We start from the raw sequence: 17455 nt of genomic DNA on the forward strand, positions 1-17455 counted from the left end.
CCTATCATAGCTCATATTCATTAATCTTGGGAGCTTTCTTGGATGAGGTTTCGAATGGTTTGCATGGTCAAATCACAAGACGCTAATTCATCTGCGCAGCGTTTGAGCTCACGAACAATCCGTTTCGGGTCTTTAATATCATGCTTATAATTCATTTGATGTTCCAAACTAGCCCAAGAATCCATAGCAATGGTGCGAAGCTGTATTTCAATAAAGTATGAGCCCTGCTTATTTCCCAAACAATCAGGATAAGGCGTCACAACTTCTACTATCAAATGGTAAGAACGATAGCCATTTGGTTTCGCATTTTTGATGTAATCTTTTTCAGCAACAATGGTGCAATCATCAAAAGAACGGATAAGGTCCACTAAGGTATAAATATCATCAACAAAACCACATACTATCCGCAGACCAATACTATCACGCACTTTTTTCAAAGCAGACTCGGTTGTTACTGGAAAATTTTTGCGTTGACACTTCTCTGTCATACTTTCAGGTGTCTTAACGCGAGCGATAAAATGTTCAAACAGCTTATAACCAGTCTCTTTTTTTACCTCATCATTTTTCTTGCAAATACGCTGACTAAAGTCCTCCAAAATCAAAGGTAGGTAATCAGCATATTCTCCATAAATCATATCTGTCATAACTTTTCCTAACTAGATGATAGTTTCATTATAACAGAATTCCTTATAAGAAGCTAAAAGAGGCATTTAAAAGAACTAAAAAGTTGAGCAAAATGCCCAACTTCTTGGTTTGTGTTCTTATTATTGCAAGACGCATTAACTCACGCTTTCGTTCTTGACTAATTCTTCAACAAGATACAAGATGAGGTTGACTAATAAGCTTAGGGAAACAGTCAAAATGATACCCCAAAGCAATTTAGGCAAACTCATTGTGCGGAGTCCATCAAACAAAATACTACCTAGACCGCCTGCATTAATCGTTGAGGCCATTGTTGCGATAGCAATCACTGAACTTGCTGCCAAACGTAATCCTGCAAAAATAGAGGATTGCGCCAATGGCAACTGAATTTTTGCTAATATTTGCCACCTTGTCATCCCCATACCAGTCGCCGCTTCAACAATACTGTCATCAACTTGTGTCAATCCTGCTAAAAATGTGCGAACTAACGTATATTGCGCATAGATTACCAAAGCTATTATGGCTGTTCGCGTCCCCAAACCTGTCACAGGAATCAACAGGGCAAACAGGGCAAAACTCGGAATAGCGTACAATAGTGATAAGACGTAAACAGAAGCCTGCCTTATTTTAGGGTAAAACAGCAAAATCACCGTGATGACACTAGCAAATAGCAAAGCAAATAGTAGGGAAAAACTCGTCAATTCAATATGTTCAATGAACGCTGTGATTAACTTATCAGAAGATGTCTTAAAATAATCAATCATAGCTAGTCCTCCACAGTTTTTCTTGTTCCTGCGCGGTTGTTATCAATTTTTGGACAAATTCATTTCCTGGATTTTTGATAATATTTTCTGGTGTGTCAAACTGGCAAATGATACCATTATCCATGATAACCACGCGTGTTCCCAGTTTAAATGCCTCATAAATATCGTGAGTAATAAAAATAAATGTCTTTTGATTTAATTTCTGATGAATCGCTTGCAATTCCTCTTGTAAATCATTACGAGTAATGGCATCGATGGCACCAAATGGTTCATCAAATAACATGACATCAGGGTCAGCAGCTAAAGCACGCGCAACACCTATCCGCTGCTGCTGACCACCAGATAATTCACTTGGATAACGTTCGCCGTAATCCGCTGCAGGCAATTGCACCAAATCTAAAAATTCTCCCACACGATTTTCAATGCGTTCCTTATTCCAGCCCAATAACTTGGGAACAGTTGCAATATTTTCAGCAACCGTCATATGTGGAAATAAGCCGATTTGTTGGACAACATAACCAATCTGACGACGAAGGCTAACGGAATCCATCTGCTCAATATCTTGCCCAGCAAAGAGAATCGTCCCTGACGTTGGTTCAATCAGCTTGTTAATCATTTTTAGCATGGTTGTCTTACCAGAACCTGATGTTCCCAAAATGGTGATAAATTCGCCATTTTCAATGGTTAAGTTAATATCATTAACAACCGTTTTATCACCATAAACTTTGCTTATATGCTCAAATTGAATCATTGTCTTTTCTGTCATAAATCTATCTTTCTAACCTTTTATGCTATCGTAGTATTCTTTTGCGACATCTGTATATTCTTGACCGTCAACATCCACTTTAGCATTAAGTTCCGTAACTGTTTCAGTATCAAGTTTTGCCGAAATATTATTTAAAATGGTTTTAATATCTGGATTGTCATCCAAAATATTATCTCGCACAACGGGCGCTAAATTATAAGGTGGCCAAAATTGTTTATCATCTTCCAATAAGGTGAATTCATCCGTATTGACCAACTGACCTTCGGTCGTGTAAGCTGGCGTCACATCCGCCTCATCATTTTCAAGCACACTGTATTTCAAACTATTGTCATATACCTTTGAAGACTTCCAATTAAAGGTACCATAAGTCTTTTCAAGTCCTGGTAAACCATCTTCACGTTCATCAAATTCCCCTTGTGAAGCAAAGCGCAGTTCACTAGCATGAGCTTGCAAATCAGAAATCGTCTTGATGTTAAGTAAATTGGCAGTTTCTGTACGAATAACCAAACCTTGGCTATCATTTGCTGACGCGTAATCAAGCCAAGTCAGGTTAAATCGTTCCTCATACTCTTTTTTAACAGTCTTATAAACTTTCTCTGGGTCTGTTTCCATATCCTCACCCAAAACTGACAGCAAACCAGTTCCTGTATATTCTGGATATAAGTCAATCTCATCATTGACAATCGAATTATGAATCAAAGAACTTGAAATATTTGACACACGCTTAACGTTATAACCATTGTCCTCAAGCGCAAGCGCATAAATTTCAGCAATGACTAGATTTTCCGTAAAATCTTTCGACCCCACACGAATAGTAGTTGACGATTGCTGCGCTTCAGAAGGTTGATTATTGTGCCACGCCCAAATTCCACCAACAATTGCCACCAAAATGACTACCAATAACACTCCTGAAACCACCTTTTTATTTTTCATAATGTTTTACCCCTTTTATGCTTAAATCAAAAATAATCATACTAAGGAACGACAATATCGCAACCGAACCACCACCAATTAGCAATAAGTCATAACGATAAAGTCCTAATCCTGTAAAAATCAAAGTACCAAGTCCACCTGCTCCAATATAGGTCGCCAAGGTTGCGCTAGCAATAATTTCCACCAATGCCAATTTAATGCCATTTAAAATATGTGGCAGAGCTAACGGAAATTGGACTTTTGTTAACAATTGCGACCTTGTCATTCCAAGTCCCAAAGCTGTTTCCAGTAAATTTTCTGAAACCGACGCAAACCCAACAATCGTATTTAATAAAATGGGTGGTATTCCCAAAATCACTAAAGCAATCAATGCAGGTAAGCGCCCCACTCCAATGAATGGAATCAGAATAAATAGTATTCCAAGGCTTGGAATAACGCGTAGCCCTTGCGTCAAAAGCATTGACAATTGTCGTACAAACGGCTTTTCATAAGAAAAATAACCAAGTGGTAGAGCGATGATCAAAGCAGTCAACAAAGCTTCGAAACTTAGGCTAATGTGTTGCCAAACGTATCCTAAATAAGTATTTCCATTATCTGCAAAATATGCAGCTATATCATTTAACATGTTCCTTTACCTGATGACTTTCTAAAAGTTCTTTTAACCTATCAGTGAACATCCCTGTCGCTGACAATAAAACTTTCTGTTCTTCCAAAGTCAAAGCGCTCATTACTTGCGCTTCAAAATCTGTTAACAGCTCCAATAATCCAGCAGCAAATTGCTGCCCTGTTTCAGTTAAACGAATCAACTTCTTGCGCCTGTCAATTCGGGAAGGCTCCAAATATAATATTCCTTTTTTTATATAAGTTTTAACAATTGCTTGAATCACTTGTTTCGTTAAAAATGTTCGCTTTGCAATGCTCTCCTGTGTCATCCCATGTGGATTATGATAAATCCACATAAAAACTAATAACGATTTACTATTTAGCCCATGCTTTTTAGCGTAGCTTTCATAGAGGGAAAATTGCTCATTACGCAAACGAGCATATTTTCTAGCATTACTTATCACTAAAATTTTCCTCCTTATTTAAAACAATGACCTTACCAAATGCCGCAACACTATCAAGATAATCATGCGCAGCTTGAATACTATCCAAATCAAATACACGCTCAGGGCGAACTTCTACTTGTTCTTGCTCAATATAAGTTAACATTTTCTGAATCTTATCTTGTGAAATATTGCCTGAATAAAATGTTGTTAAATAGACATTATTTTTAGTTCCATAATTGGATCAAATTCTTCCAGATACCATTTTCGTCCCAATAGACCGCAGGAACAAATAATTCCGTTTTCTTGCAAATGCCCTAGACTGTCTTTTATGGTGGCAAGTCCAACTAATTCTAAGATTTTCGTATTTTCGTAAATGACACATCCGTCTTTAGCACACCATTATTATCAATAACCAAATCATCATATCCAGCGTCCAAAAGTTGCGCTTTTTTAGCAGTATTGCGCACACTTGCATAGACGTTCACGTCAGGAAATTTAGCTTTTACCAATTTTACAAAAGCCGTCCCGACACCACTAGCACCAGCACGCACCAAAACCGTATCATGAGAAGTGATTTTTAAATTTTGATAAGCACCAAAGGCAGTATAATAAGTCTCTGGAATCGTTGCCAACGTTGCCCAATCCAACTGCGTTGAGATAGGATAAATCTGCTCATTTGACAAAAGGTCATATTCAGCATACGAGCCATCAAAATCACGTCCCATTTCTCCCATAATCGAAATGATTTTTTGACCAACTGGCAGACGTTGCTCGTCCGTCGTCTCTTCAATGACGCCAACACATTCTATCCCAAGAATCCTTGAAAAGGTGACACTCGGCGACAAGCCTTGTCTGGTAAAATTTCAGAACGATTAATCCAAATCCCATAATTTTCACCAAAGACCAACCTGATTTCACTTGCGTTTTAGCAACCTGAGTCACCTCTAAAACACTATTATCTCCTGCTTTGCTGACAACAACATCTTTTACTTTTTTCCCTCCTTTTAAACGTTTTCACAATTTTCTATCATTATGTCACAATCACCAAAAATAGTCAAAAAATTTGACTATTTTCCAATTCTTAAACAAATTCCACTTTTGCTTTAAAAATTGATTGTAAGTTATATAAATGCTATTGCAAAATAAAAACAAAAGAAAAAGCTAGGTACTTGCCTAACTTTTTAAAATCTTTTTAACTAGAATATGCAAACAACAAAAAACGAGGCTGAGCACTTGTCCCAGACTCGTTTTAGTTTTAAGCTGCTTCAAATTGTGAATTGTAAAGGTCAGCATAGAAGCCACCTTGTTGCATCAAATCATCGTGATTGCCTTGTTCGATGATGTTACCATCTTTCATCACAAGGATAAGGTCAGCGTTTCTAATCGTTGACAAACGGTGAGCGATAACAAATGATGTACGACCTTCCATCAATTTATCCATGGCTTTTTGAATCAATTCTTCAGTACGTGTATCAACTGATGACGTTGCTTCATCCAAAATAAGGAGCGGTGAATCTTTCAAAAGAGCACGCGCAATCGTCAAGAGTTGTTTTTGACCAATTGAAAGCGTTACAGAATCATCAAGATAAGTGTCATAACCTTTTGGAAGTGTCATGATAAAGTGATGAACACCAACAGCCTTAGCCGCTGCAATAACTTGTTCATCTGTAATATTTTCTTGATTGTAAATCAAGTTTTCTTTGATTGTTCCTTCAAACAACCACGTATCTTGAAGCACCATTGAGAATTGGTCATGCACTTCTTCACGTGTCATCAAACGTGTATCCACACTATCAATAGTGATTTGACCTTTATCGATTTCATAGAATCTCATGAGCAGGTTAACAATGGTTGTTTTACCAGCACCTGTTGGTCCAACAATGGCAACTTTCTGACCAGGTTTCGCTACAGCGGAGAAATCATGGATAATTGTTTTATCCTTAGAATAACCAAAGAAAACATTATCAAAGGTAACTTCACCATTAACATCACTAAGTTGACGTTCCTTGTCAGACTCGTCTTCCATTTCATCTTCTTCAAGGAATTCAAAGACACGACTCATGGCAGCTGTTGCTGATTGCATTTGTGTGAAAGCTTGCGCAATTTGTGACAATGGTTGTGAGAAGATACGAACATAAGTCATAAAGGCAACCACATCACCCATGGTAATATCACCATTGATAACTTTAATAGCACCAACCACACAGACCATAACATAACCAAAGTTCCCAACGAAAATCATAAGCGGCATCATAATACCTGACAAGAACTGTGATTGCCACATTGATTTATAAAGATTGGTGTTTAATTTTTTAAAGGTTTCGCTTGTTTCACCAACAGCGTTATAACTTGTTACCACATTATGACCAGAGTAAATTTCTTCAACATAACCGTTAATCGCAGCCAAGTTATTTTGTTGGCGTTTGAACAATGGTTGTGATGAGCCCATGATAACCATAACCAAAACAAAACCAATCAGAACAGACCCAATCGCTGTTAAAGCCATGCTGACATTTGAATGGAACATCATGAAAATTGAACCAATCAATAACATGGTTGATGTCACTAAAGTTCCCAAACTTTGGTTAAGCGATTGACCAAGCAAGTCAACGTCATTTGTCACACGAGAAAGGGTATCTCCTTGTGAATGACTATCAAAGTAACTCAATGGAACCTTGTTAATTTTGGTCTGAATAGCTTTACGTAAACGTTGTGAAAAACGTTGAACGATAGTCGCTACAGTAAAGCTTTGAATATAACCAACTACTGCTGAAATAACGTATAAAATTGCCAAAGTTAATGCAATTTTACCAACTTTATCCAAGTCGATTCCTGGAATCATACCAGTCGCCGTTGGTGTCAAACCTTTGGTGATTATATTGGTGATTTCTTTTAATTTATCAGGTCCAATAACCGTAATCGTCGCAGAAACAATTGCTCCAATCACTGCAAGAAGAAATGGAAGCTGGAGACCTCTAATATAGGGCTTCATTCTGCCATAGAAAGATGTTTTTTTCTTATTTTCCATTTTCTAATTCCTCCTTAGATAGTTGTGAGTAAGCAATTTCACGATAAACATCGTTGTTTGCGAGCAATTCTTCGTGCGTACCTTGACCAACAACTCTACCTTCATCCAAGACCAAAATTTGGTCAGCGTCCATAATCGTTGAGATACGTTGTGCCACGATTAGTTTTGTCATATCAGCTGTACGTTCTTTCAACTGTGAACGAAGGATTCGGTCAGTCTTGTAGTCAAGTGCTGAGAACGAATCATCAAAGATGATAATTTCAGGCTTACGAGCAAGAGCACGCGCAATTGCCAAACGTTGTTTTTGACCACCTGAGAAGTTTTGACCACCTTGAGCAACAGGTGCTTTTAACTTACCGTCTTTCATTTCAACGAATGTCTTAGCTTGAGCTAAATCAAGAGCTTCCCACATCTTGTCATCATCAAGTGGCGAGTTGTTGCTTTCTCCCATATCCATATTTGAAGCGATATCCCCACTAAAAAGCACTGCTTTTTGCGGAATATAACCAACAATCTTATGAAGCGTATCGTGGTCATATTGACGAACATCAATGCCATCGACTTTAATCGTTCCTTCTGTCGCATCATAAAAACGTGGAATCAAGTTCACCAACGTTGATTTACCAGAACCAGTTGAACCGATAAAGGCAATCGTGTCTCCAGCTTTCGCTTTAAAGGAAACGTGTTCCAAAACAGCTTCAGAATTTTTGCTGTAACGGAATGAAACATTGTCAAATTCAACAGAACCTTTTTCAGTTGGTTTAGCTTGATTTGTTTCTGGATATTCAATTGAAGATTTTGTTTCAAGAACTTCATTAATACGCCCAGCAGCAACAACGGCACGAGGTAAAATGAAGAATACGACAATCATCATCATTAATCCTATAACAACTTGCATGGCATATGATGAATAAACAACCATATCTGAAAACAAATCAACTTTATCTTGCATAGCGCTAGCAATTTTCGTTGGGTCTGTCGGAATGGCAATATTTTCAATCAAATGCGCTCCAATCCAATAAATAGCAAGTGTCATTCCGCTTGAAATTCCTGTCATTACTGGAGATAACAACGCCATTGAACGTCCAATAAAGAGGTTAAGATTGGTAACATTATCATTGACTTGTGCAAATTTGGCATCTTGATAATCTTCGGCATTGTATGCACGCACCACACGGATACCTGTCAATGATTCACGCGTAACACTGTTCAATTTATCGGTTAATCTTTGAATCATACGTTGCTTAGGCATCACCATCATCAACAAGAACATAATCATCAAGAACATAACTGCAACTGCGACGATAAGAACCAATAACCATTCATGATTTTTATCAGCAATCTTGGTTATTGCCCAAATTGCCATGATAGGTCCTTTAGTAATGACTTGGATTCCCATTGTGAAAACCAATTGAATTTGTGTAATATCATTGGTCGTACGTGTCAAAAGACTAGGAATTGAAAATTTCTTGATTTCAGCATCTGAAAAATTCAAGACACTATGGAAAATATCATCACGTAGGCGTGTACTAAAACTTGCCGCAATACGAGCAGCTAGGAAACCGACAACAACAGATGCTGCAAAGCTTCCCAAAGAAAGCAAGACCATACGCATACCTGGTGCATCAAAGTTCCAAGCAAAAATATCTTTTACTTTTGTTCCTTCTGTTGATAGCAAGGTCGTGATATTCGACATATAATCTGGAATTTTCAACTCAAGATAAACATTCAAACACACAAATAATACAGCAAAAATAAGCATTATAACTTCTTTTGCTGTTAAGCGTTTCAAAATTTTTAACATGCGTTACTCCTTGTTTTCTAAATTTTTCAAAATGCGGTTAAAGACGCGAAACGAGATTTTGAGATCCTCATGGTCAACACCAGCTAAGATTTGCCTATGAATTTCATCATGGAAATCTTGAATATTCTGAGCCTTTGATTTTCCAAGTTCAGTCAACACCACTTGCTTATAACGCTTATCTTCTTTCGACGAAACAACTTGGATAAAACCATTTTTCTCCATGCGCTTAATCAAATTACTAGTCACTGACTTTGAAATTCTTAGTCTCTTCTCAATGTCCTTGATATAAATTTCTTTATCGGGATTATCACGAAGATACAATACCGCAAATCCCTGTGGGCCAGCCAGATTTTCAACACCATAACTTTCCGCAAGGGCATGGACACGATTTTCCATTAAATTGATAAAATCCCTAAACTGTGAAAACGGATCTTTCTTGTGCATCTTTTCCTCACTTTCTGAAAAATACAAAGATTCATTCTTGTAGAACACATTATAGTTCTTATGAGAACTATTGTCAAGAAAAAAAGCTTCGCTTCTGCTTATTCTTTTTAACTATTTTCTGAAAGCAAAAACAAACGTTGATATATCAACGTTTGTTTGAGGTTGTTTTTGAAAATTAAATGATAATACCTTCCAAGTGGTCTAATTCGTGTTGGCAAATTTGTGCTGGCAAACCTGTCAAAGTTAAGGTCTGTTGGTTCCAATTTTTGTCTAAAAAAGACACTTCAATTTTCTGGTAACGACGTGTTGGTCGTGCTCCTGTCAATGATAAACAAGACTCTTTCGTGTCAAATGGAAGTGATTTGTTAAGCAAAACTGGATTGAACATCACCAAATCTGCTACCCCCATATTAACAATAATTGCTCGCTTTTTAACGCCAATCATATTAGCAGCCATGCCGACACAATTATCACGGTTTGCTACTAAAGTATCTTGCAAGTCTTGTGCCAAATATAAATCTTCTTTTGTTGCTTCTTCTGACTTTTGCGCCAAGAAAAATGTGTCTCTTACAATCTGTTTAATCATTTTTTCTCCAATAGTAATTCCATAATATCAAAATTAATAGCTTGGTCATCAATTTCCATAAAGTGCTTAAACGTTCAAATCTTTTGAAAACCAAGACTGTCATAGAGATGAATCGCTCGGTCGTTATCAGACCGAACTTCAAGTGAGACGACTTTTAAGCCTGATTGCTGCACTTCTGCAATCAATCGCGTTAATAGCTGACGCCCAATCCCTTGGTTCCAGTAGGCTTTTTTCACCGCGATACCAATTTCTGCACAATGCGCCAATCGTTTTTTACGAAAAGCACTACAATTACACGTTCCTACTATCTCACCAGCCTCTTCGCCTACTAAAAAATGTGATGTCTTAGATTTTTGAATCTCACTTAATAAAATTTCCTCATCTGCAACAGAAATAGTCAAACCTTCTTCTCCATAAGACAAGTTATCTGTTTCTGAACCAATCTGCTGGCAAAATGCCAAAATAGCCTCGGCATCACTAGCCAAAGCACTTCTCACTATAAGCATATCAAGCCCTCGCTTTCGCTAAAAACATTATAACAAAATAAATGAAACCTTACTACAATGCACTTTCTCACATTTGCCTCAAGATTTTATTGCACCAACAAAATCGAGAATAACTCATTCTCAAAAGAAAATGAGTTGAAACGATACCAACCAAAAGAGCCCACACTTCGTGGACTCATTTTCGGTTATTTGATATTAGAGAGATTAATTAAAGATTATAAAAAATTGTTGATTAAGTCATTAAGAGTTATACAACAGTCTTGTGAAAGACAAGATTTTAAACGATGCCTTGTGCTGACATTGCTTCTGCAACTTTAAGGAAACCAGCGATGTTGGCACCTACTACGAGGTTACCTTCTTGACCGAATTCTTTAGCAGCAGCGGCAGCATTTTCGTAGATACCTTTCATGATATCGTAGAGTTTGCTATCTACTTCTTCAAATGTCCATGAAGTGCGTGCGCTGTTTTGTGCCATCTCAAGAGCTGATACAGCTACACCACCAGCGTTAGCTGCTTTGGCAGGACCAAATGATACACCAGCTTTAAGGAAGACATCAATAGCTCCCAAAGTTGAAGGCATGTTAGCACCTTCTGAAACAGCAAGAACACCATTAGCTACAAGTGTTTCTGCATCTGTTTCATCCAATTCATTTTGAGTTGCACATGGGAAAGCCAAGTCAGCTTTGATAGACCAAACTGTCTTTTCACCACCAGCAGGTGTGTAAGTTGCATTTGGACGAGCTTCTGCATATTTCACGATACGTTCACGTTTAACTTCTTTGATTTCTTTCAACAAGTCAACGTCGATTCCGTCTGGATCATAAACAAAACCAGATGAATCAGAACATGTCACAGCTTTAGCACCTAGGCTTTGCAATTTTTCAATAGCGTAAATCGCAACGTTACCAGCACCTGAAACAACTGCTGTCTTACCGTTAAAGTTTTCACCACGAGCTTTAAGCATTTGTTCTGCAAAGTAAACAGCACCATAACCAGTTGCTTCTGTACGAGCAAGAGAACCACCGTAAGTAAGTCCTTTACCAGTAAGAACACCTGTGTATTCATTGCGGAGGCGTTTGTATTGACCGTAAAGGTAGCCGATTTCACGTCCACCAACACCGATATCACCAGCAGGAACGTCAGTGTCAGCACCGATATGTTTGCTCAACTCTGTCATAAAGCTTTGGCAGAAACGCATAATTTCGTTGTCTGATTTACCTTTAGGATCAAAGTTTGAACCACCTTTACCACCACCGATAGGTTGACCAGTCAATGAGTTTTTAAAGATTTGTTCGAAACCAAGGAATTTGATGATTGATTGGTTTACTGATGGGTGGAAACGAAGACCACCTTTGTAAGGTCCAATAGCAGATGAGAATTGAACACGGAAACCGCGGTTTACTTGAACTTGACCTTTGTCATCAACCCAAGGAACACGGAAAGAAACGATACGTTCTGGTTCAACCAAACGTTCGAGAAGATTTTCTTCAATGTATTTTGGATATTTATCAAACACTGGAACAAGTGATTCAAATACTTCTTCTACTGCTTGTAAAAACTCTGGTTCGTGAGCATTTTGCGCTTTGACTTTATCAAAGACACCAGCTACATACTCTTTACCTGTTGTCATATATATTTCCTCCGAAAATCAGATTATAAATCGTGTAATCAATAGACTACAAAAATATTATAAATTTTCTGAAAATTCTTGTCAAGTATTTATTGTACTTTTTTTTTGAAAAAATACGTTTTTATGTTACAAAATATAACATTGTATGTGAAGTTGTGTGGGAAATTTCGTCATTCTGGCAGGCTTTATCCCCTCCTTTTCGCGAAAATTATGGTAATATAGGGGTATATTATTAGGAGGTATATTATGAAACGTTTATCACTATGGTCAAGTATTTATTGTACTTTTTTTGAAAAAATTAGTTTTTATGTCATAAAATATACCATCGTATGTGAAGTTGTGTGGGAAATTTCATCATTCTGGCAGACTTTATCCTCTCCTTTTCGCGAAAATTATGGTAATATAGGGGTATATTACTAGGAGGTATATTATGAAACGTTTATCACTATGGTCAAGTATTCTGGCACTACTTATTGGCATTTTTCTTTTTGTGCACCCTTTTACCACGACTGCAATGATTGGTTGGACAATCGCTTTATCAGTTTTTATGTCTGGAATCACCAGCCTTTTGATGTATACCAACAGTGTCGAGCGATCATTTTGGTATTTGTTGCAAAGTATTTTATCGATTATTTTTGGAATTATTCTCCTATCAAGCTCAGCCATGTCTTTATCAAGTGCTGTTATCACGATTGCTGCTTATTGGATTCTTATTAGCGGTATCCTTCGTTTAATTGGTGGCTTCCAAATGCGAAGAGCAGGTTTTTACGACGCTAATCGTTTCCTAAGCTCTGCGGTCCTTGCCATTCTTCTAGGGCTTTTCCTCTTATTGAATCCTGCACTTTCAGCTATTTTTATTGGGCGTCTAACAGGATTACTTTTAATGGCAGTTGGTGTTTCAGGAATCGCTTTTTCATTCCGTATTTAACTAAGACTAAAAAAGGACTTCGTTCAAAAAAACGAAGTCCTTTTTTAGTTCTCAATTAACGATTATCAATGATTTCTGGGTACAAGTCGTGGTTCATTAGGCGATAATCTGCCATTTTTTCATACTTGGTATTTGGTTTTCCGTAATTAAAATATGGGTCAATTGATAAGCCACCACGTGGTGTGAATTTTCCCCAGACTTCAAGATAGCGTGGCTGAAGCAAGTCAATCAAATCTTTACCAATCGTATTAATGCAATTTTCATGAAAATCACCGTGATTACGGTAGCTGAAAAGGTAAAGTTTCAATGATTTTGATTCCACGCAAAGTTTATCTGGAATATAAGAAATATAAATCGTCGCAAAATCTGGTTGCCCAGTAATCGGACAAAGTGATGTAAACTCTGGACAATTGAATTTGATAAAGTAATCATTGTCAACATGACGATTATCAAATGATTCCAGAATACTTGGGTCGTATTCGTAAGTGTAAGTCGTCTTTTGATTTCCCAAAAGGGTCAAATCTTTCATTTCATCTGTTCTAGTCATCTCATTCTCCTTTTAAACACCACGTTGGTTGTCATATAAAAGCGTGTGTAATTGTGGCAACACGCGCACGCTTTGCCATTCTGGGTCAGCTGCTACTGTCTCCCATAGTTGTCGCAAACGGTCGAGCTGGTGCTCCACGATGTTACCGTTGGCGTGCGGTTCTGGATTACCAGCTGATAAATACAAAACATCAGGCTGATAACGTTTTTGAATCATTTTAGCAAATGCCAAATCTGCATCATCAAAAACTGGAATTTTAAAGGTCATTTGGTCTTTTTTTAATTGCGAAACAATAAAATCAAGCGTTTCAAAATTAACTGTCATCTTACTTGACGGTGGCTTGGGACTAAGCGTTACTTGGTCAATGTCCTTTAGCCACGTTTGCCAGCGCGAGCCTTGCGTTTCAATAGCTAAGGTCACCCCGAGCGCTTTTAATTTGGCAACAAGTTCTGCCATATTATTCGCTAATAAACATGGATTGCCACCTGATAAAGTCACATGATTGTAGGTTCCCAATTGGTCAAGCTGCTCAATCACTTCATCAACAGTCATTCGCTTAGGCTTTTCCGAACCATCCCAAGTAAAGGCAGAATCACACCAATCGCAATGATAGTCACAGCCACCCGTTCTCACAAACATGGTCTTTTGCCCAATCTCTCTGCCTTCACCTTGAAAAGTTGGACCAAAAATTTCAAGAATCGGAAGGGTTAACTGACGTTTAGTCATCAATCTCCCACTCCCTTCTAAATTCCGCAAATGATGTCGGCGTTTCATACAAGCGGATATATTCTACACGAATCTCACGTTCTTTTGGCAAATACTGCGCGACTTGCTTAAAAATCCAGTAAACCATATTTTCTGCTGTGGTGTTCATATAGGGCAGGCTTTCATTGAGGTAATGGTGGTCTAAACTTGGTTCCAAATGTTTTTTGTAAATCTGTTTGAGGTCGCCAAAATCAACTGCCATACCACGGTCATCAAGCAGTCCAGAAACCGCAATTTGCAAACGATAAGTATGCCCATGCAAAGCCTTACATTTACCATCATAATTGAACAAATGGTGTGCCGCATCAAAGGTGAATTCTTTTGAAACCATGACACGACGTGGGCAATAAACCAAGGATTCACCCGTTGGGACTTTTAGCTCTTTTGGTATTTCAAACATTAGGTTGCCCTTTCTTTGCAAGGTATTTTTCAAGACCTGCCTGACGAAGCTTGCAAGCAGGACATTCACCGCAACCACTTCCTTTAATACCGTTGTAGCACGTTAGCGTATTTTCTCGAACATAATCAAATTTGCCAAGTTGGTCAGCTAATTCCCATGTTTCTGACTTATCAAGCCACATCAGCGGTGTTTGAATAACAAAATTATAATCCATTGCCAAATTCAGCGTAACATTGAGTGATTTGACAAAGGCATCACGACAGTCTGGATAACCTGAAAAATCCGTTTCACAAACGCCAGTAATAATGTCTGTGATACCAAGATGCTTCGCGAGCACAGCCGCAAACGATAAAAACAAATGATTTCGACCATCAACAAAAGTATTTGGCAAATCATCATCTGGATTTTCGATTGCAATATTACGAGTCAAGGCATTTTCAGTTAATTGTCCCAATAAAGACATGTCTAGCAATCGGTTTTTAACCCCTTGTTCGGCAGCGATGTGTTTGGCTACTTCAATTTCCAAACTGTGACGTTGACCATAATTAAACGTGACAGTTTCCACGTGGTCGTAGTGTTTCAAAGCCCAAAATAGGCAAGTTGTTGAATCTTGTCCGCCACTAAAGACCACAAGTGCAGATTGACGTTTCATCTTATCTCCTCTATATTTTTTTCAGATATTTGGGCAAAAGAAAAGCCCTCATGGGAATCCACAAGGGCGCTAATTCAGTCATTAGGCTGGTTTTTTTTAGCGATGGCCTTTCCCAAACATCGTTATTATTAACGTTACTATCATATCATCTTTGTAACAGATATTCAATGACTAAAAAATGCAAGAATAAGAAAACAGGAGTTGCTTAAAACAAAATCCTGTTTTTTATTAATAATTATGCTTATTAGCTTTTGGCAAACTGGCTATTGTAAAGGTCATAATAGAAACCTTTCGCAGCTAATAAACTTTCATGATTGCCCTGTTCAATGATTTGACCATTATTAAGCACCAAAATCTTATCAGCCTCTTGAATGGTTGATAGGCGGTGAGCAATGACAAAGCTTGTACGCCCTTCCATTAATTTAGCCATAGCTTTTTGAATCAATAATTCCAAACGTGTGTCAACAGATGACGTTGCTTCGTCCAAAATCAGGATTTTAGGGTCAGCAAGTAAGGCACGCGCAATGGTTAACAATTGTTTTTGACCAAGTGATATGTTGCTTGATTCTTGGTTTATTTCCATATTGTAACCACCAGGTAGCGTGCGAATAAAGTGGTCAACATTAGCAGCTTTAGCAGCTTCAACAACCTCTTCATCTGTCGCATCCAAGTTCCCAAAACGGATATTTTCCTTGATACTTGCCTCGTAGAGCCACGCATCTTGCAAGACCATTCCAAATTGTTTGCGATATTCTTGACGTGACAAGTTGCGAATATCATGGCCATCAATTTTAATCGAACCAGAGGTAACGTCGTAGAATCGCATTAAAAGATTAATCAGCGTTGTCTTACCAGCCCCAGTTGGACCAACAATCGCCACCATTTCCCCTGGTTTGACATCAAGATTGAAATTTTGAATCAATGGTTTGTCTGCCACGTATTGGAAGGAAACATCTTCAAAGCTAACTTGACCTGTTAAATCATGTGTCAAATGCTCTGTTACATAATCAACTTCTTCTGGCTCATCTAGAACTTCAAAGATACGCTCAAGTGATGACTTGGCACTTTGAAGAATACTTGCCAACTGTGTAATGGTTTGAACGGGTTGACTGACTTGCCAAGCGTATTGAACGAAAGCTTGCATATTACCAATCGTCAAGTTCCCAGAAAGAACTTGCAAAGCTCCCAAGACTGCCACAATAAGGTAAGCCATATCAGTAATTGCACTAAGAACTGGCATCATAATTCCTGAAATAAAGCTTGCCTTGAAACCAACTTCTTGCAAATTTTGAGTGATTTCACGAAATTCTTCACTTGAAATTTCTTCACGACAAAAAAGTTTGATAACGTTAAAACCAGTTAGATTTTCCTGAACAAAACCGTTCATATCACCGAGAGCGTCAGCTTGTTTCTTGAAATAAGGTTGAGATTTTTTCAAAATAAACTGAGCACTGATATAAGTGAGTGGAATGATTAAAATAACTACTAAAGCTAAACGCCAATTGAGATAAAGCACCATGCAAATAACCAAGAAAATGGTTAAAAAGGCGTTGATAATTTGAAGGAAACTTTGTTGTAAAGCGTTTGAAACTGTTTCAACATCTGACGTAAAACGTCCCAAGACATTTCCAAATTGTTGACTGTCAAAATAAGAAACTGGAATTCTATTGATTTTTTTACTTAAATCTCGGCGTAAATCATAAATACTTTTTTGCACAGCGTCAGTCATGAAATAGTTTGACCAATAGCTTCCTAGCCCACAGCCCAAACCTCGCAAGAAATAAAGGGCTAAAATCATTGCAATATAAGAAATATTGATATGAGCACCTGCTACACCGTGCGCCATGTCAAGAAGGTTTGCTGTCAATTCTGTAATGGCAAGCCCTAAAACAAAAGGTTCCAATACACTCATGACACTACTGAAAATTTTCAAGAAAATGGCAAGAAAAAGCGCACCTTTATAGTGTTGGAGATAATCCCATAAACGTAGAAAAATGTTGCGTTTTGACAT

The 17455-nt window shown here is 37.9% G+C and carries 18 protein-coding genes and 1 pseudogene; 1 reads left to right on the forward strand and 18 read right to left on the reverse strand.

Going from position 1 to position 17455, the window contains the following annotated elements; translation table 11 throughout:
• Positions 1 to 20: 20 nt before the first annotated feature.
• The 13 genes and pseudogenes from SMA_RS05970 to gdhA all read right to left on the reverse strand — a co-directional run bounded on the left by SMA_RS05970 (position 21) and on the right by gdhA (position 12152).
• Positions 21 to 644 (reverse strand): GTP pyrophosphokinase, encoded by a 624-nt coding sequence (locus SMA_RS05970; RefSeq protein WP_014294710.1) that lies wholly within the window; start codon positions 642 to 644, stop codon positions 21 to 23.
• Between the two features lie 135 nt (positions 645 to 779).
• Positions 780 to 1406: an ABC transporter permease gene (locus SMA_RS05975; protein ID WP_014294711.1), complete on the reverse strand. Its 627-nt coding sequence runs from the start codon at positions 1404 to 1406 to the stop codon at positions 780 to 782.
• Positions 1399 to 2172 carry an ABC transporter ATP-binding protein gene (locus tag SMA_RS05980; protein WP_014294712.1) on the reverse strand — a complete coding sequence of 258 codons (774 nt, stop codon included), beginning with the start codon at positions 2170 to 2172 and terminating at the stop codon, positions 1399 to 1401. Before SMA_RS05980 ends, SMA_RS05975 begins: the two co-directional genes overlap by 8 nt.
• 12 nt (positions 2173 to 2184) lie before the next feature.
• Positions 2185 to 3105: a glycine betaine ABC transporter substrate-binding protein gene (locus SMA_RS05985; protein ID WP_014294713.1), complete on the reverse strand. Its 921-nt coding sequence runs from the start codon at positions 3103 to 3105 to the stop codon at positions 2185 to 2187.
• Positions 3095 to 3730, reverse strand: coding sequence for an ABC transporter permease (locus tag SMA_RS05990; protein WP_014294714.1), 636 nt, complete (start codon positions 3728 to 3730; stop codon positions 3095 to 3097). The genes SMA_RS05985 and SMA_RS05990 overlap by 11 nt, the downstream gene beginning before the upstream one ends.
• Positions 3720 to 4172, reverse strand: a complete 453-nt coding sequence (locus tag SMA_RS05995) for a MarR family winged helix-turn-helix transcriptional regulator (RefSeq protein ID WP_014294715.1) — start codon at positions 4170 to 4172, stop codon at positions 3720 to 3722. The genes SMA_RS05990 and SMA_RS05995 overlap by 11 nt, the downstream gene beginning before the upstream one ends.
• Positions 4162 to 5096 (reverse strand): annotated as a pseudogene (locus SMA_RS06000) (zinc-binding dehydrogenase). The gene SMA_RS05995 and the pseudogene SMA_RS06000 overlap by 11 nt, the downstream one beginning before the upstream one ends.
• A 313-nt stretch (positions 5097 to 5409) precedes the next feature.
• Positions 5410 to 7182, reverse strand: a complete 1773-nt coding sequence (locus tag SMA_RS06005) for an ABC transporter ATP-binding protein (RefSeq protein WP_014294716.1) — start codon at positions 7180 to 7182, stop codon at positions 5410 to 5412.
• Positions 7172 to 8986 (reverse strand): ABC transporter ATP-binding protein, encoded by a 1815-nt coding sequence (locus SMA_RS06010; protein ID WP_014294717.1) that lies wholly within the window; start codon positions 8984 to 8986, stop codon positions 7172 to 7174. The genes SMA_RS06005 and SMA_RS06010 overlap by 11 nt, the downstream gene beginning before the upstream one ends.
• Positions 8987 to 8989: 3 nt before the next feature.
• Positions 8990 to 9430 (reverse strand): MarR family winged helix-turn-helix transcriptional regulator, encoded by a 441-nt coding sequence (locus SMA_RS06015; RefSeq protein ID WP_014294718.1) that lies wholly within the window; start codon positions 9428 to 9430, stop codon positions 8990 to 8992.
• A 175-nt stretch (positions 9431 to 9605) separates the two neighbouring features.
• A complete protein-coding gene (locus tag SMA_RS06020) occupies positions 9606 to 10016 on the reverse strand; it encodes a peptide deformylase (protein WP_014294719.1) in 411 nt (136 codons plus the stop codon).
• Between the two features lie 74 nt (positions 10017 to 10090).
• Positions 10091 to 10522: a GNAT family N-acetyltransferase gene (locus SMA_RS06025; protein WP_014294720.1), complete on the reverse strand. Its 432-nt coding sequence runs from the start codon at positions 10520 to 10522 to the stop codon at positions 10091 to 10093.
• A gap of 277 nt (positions 10523 to 10799) precedes the next feature.
• Entirely contained in the window at positions 10800 to 12152 is a 1353-nt protein-coding gene (gene gdhA, locus SMA_RS06030) for an NADP-specific glutamate dehydrogenase (RefSeq protein ID WP_014294721.1), read from the reverse strand.
• Positions 12153 to 12582: 430 nt separating this feature from the next.
• Here gdhA and SMA_RS06035 point away from each other — a divergent pair, with 430 nt between their 5' ends.
• The gene (locus SMA_RS06035; RefSeq protein ID WP_014294722.1) at positions 12583 to 13080 is read left to right on the forward strand and encodes a DUF308 domain-containing protein; all 498 of its coding nucleotides are present in this window, start codon (positions 12583 to 12585) and stop codon (positions 13078 to 13080) included.
• 55 nt (positions 13081 to 13135) lie between these two features.
• On the opposite strand, the gene queF is transcribed toward SMA_RS06035, so the two are convergent.
• The 5 genes from queF to SMA_RS06060 form a co-directional block, all read right to left on the reverse strand.
• Positions 13136 to 13627 carry a preQ(1) synthase gene (gene queF / locus SMA_RS11685; protein WP_014294723.1) on the reverse strand — a complete coding sequence of 164 codons (492 nt, stop codon included), beginning with the start codon at positions 13625 to 13627 and terminating at the stop codon, positions 13136 to 13138.
• A gap of 12 nt (positions 13628 to 13639) precedes the next feature.
• The gene (gene queE, locus SMA_RS11690; protein WP_014294724.1) at positions 13640 to 14353 is read right to left on the reverse strand and encodes a 7-carboxy-7-deazaguanine synthase QueE; all 714 of its coding nucleotides are present in this window, start codon (positions 14351 to 14353) and stop codon (positions 13640 to 13642) included.
• Complete coding sequence (queD, locus tag SMA_RS06050; RefSeq protein WP_014294725.1) at positions 14346 to 14792, reverse strand: 6-carboxytetrahydropterin synthase QueD; 447 nt, start codon at positions 14790 to 14792, stop codon at positions 14346 to 14348. The genes queE and queD overlap by 8 nt, the downstream gene beginning before the upstream one ends.
• Positions 14785 to 15444: a 7-cyano-7-deazaguanine synthase QueC gene (gene queC / locus SMA_RS06055; RefSeq protein WP_014294726.1), complete on the reverse strand. Its 660-nt coding sequence runs from the start codon at positions 15442 to 15444 to the stop codon at positions 14785 to 14787. The genes queD and queC overlap by 8 nt, the downstream gene beginning before the upstream one ends.
• Before the next feature lie 244 nt (positions 15445 to 15688).
• Positions 15689 to 17455, reverse strand: a complete 1767-nt coding sequence (locus SMA_RS06060; protein WP_014294727.1) for an ABC transporter ATP-binding protein — start codon at positions 17453 to 17455, stop codon at positions 15689 to 15691.

This window comes from Streptococcus macedonicus ACA-DC 198, from assembly GCA_000283635.1.
Taxonomy (GTDB): Bacteria; Bacillota; Bacilli; order Lactobacillales; family Streptococcaceae; genus Streptococcus; species Streptococcus macedonicus.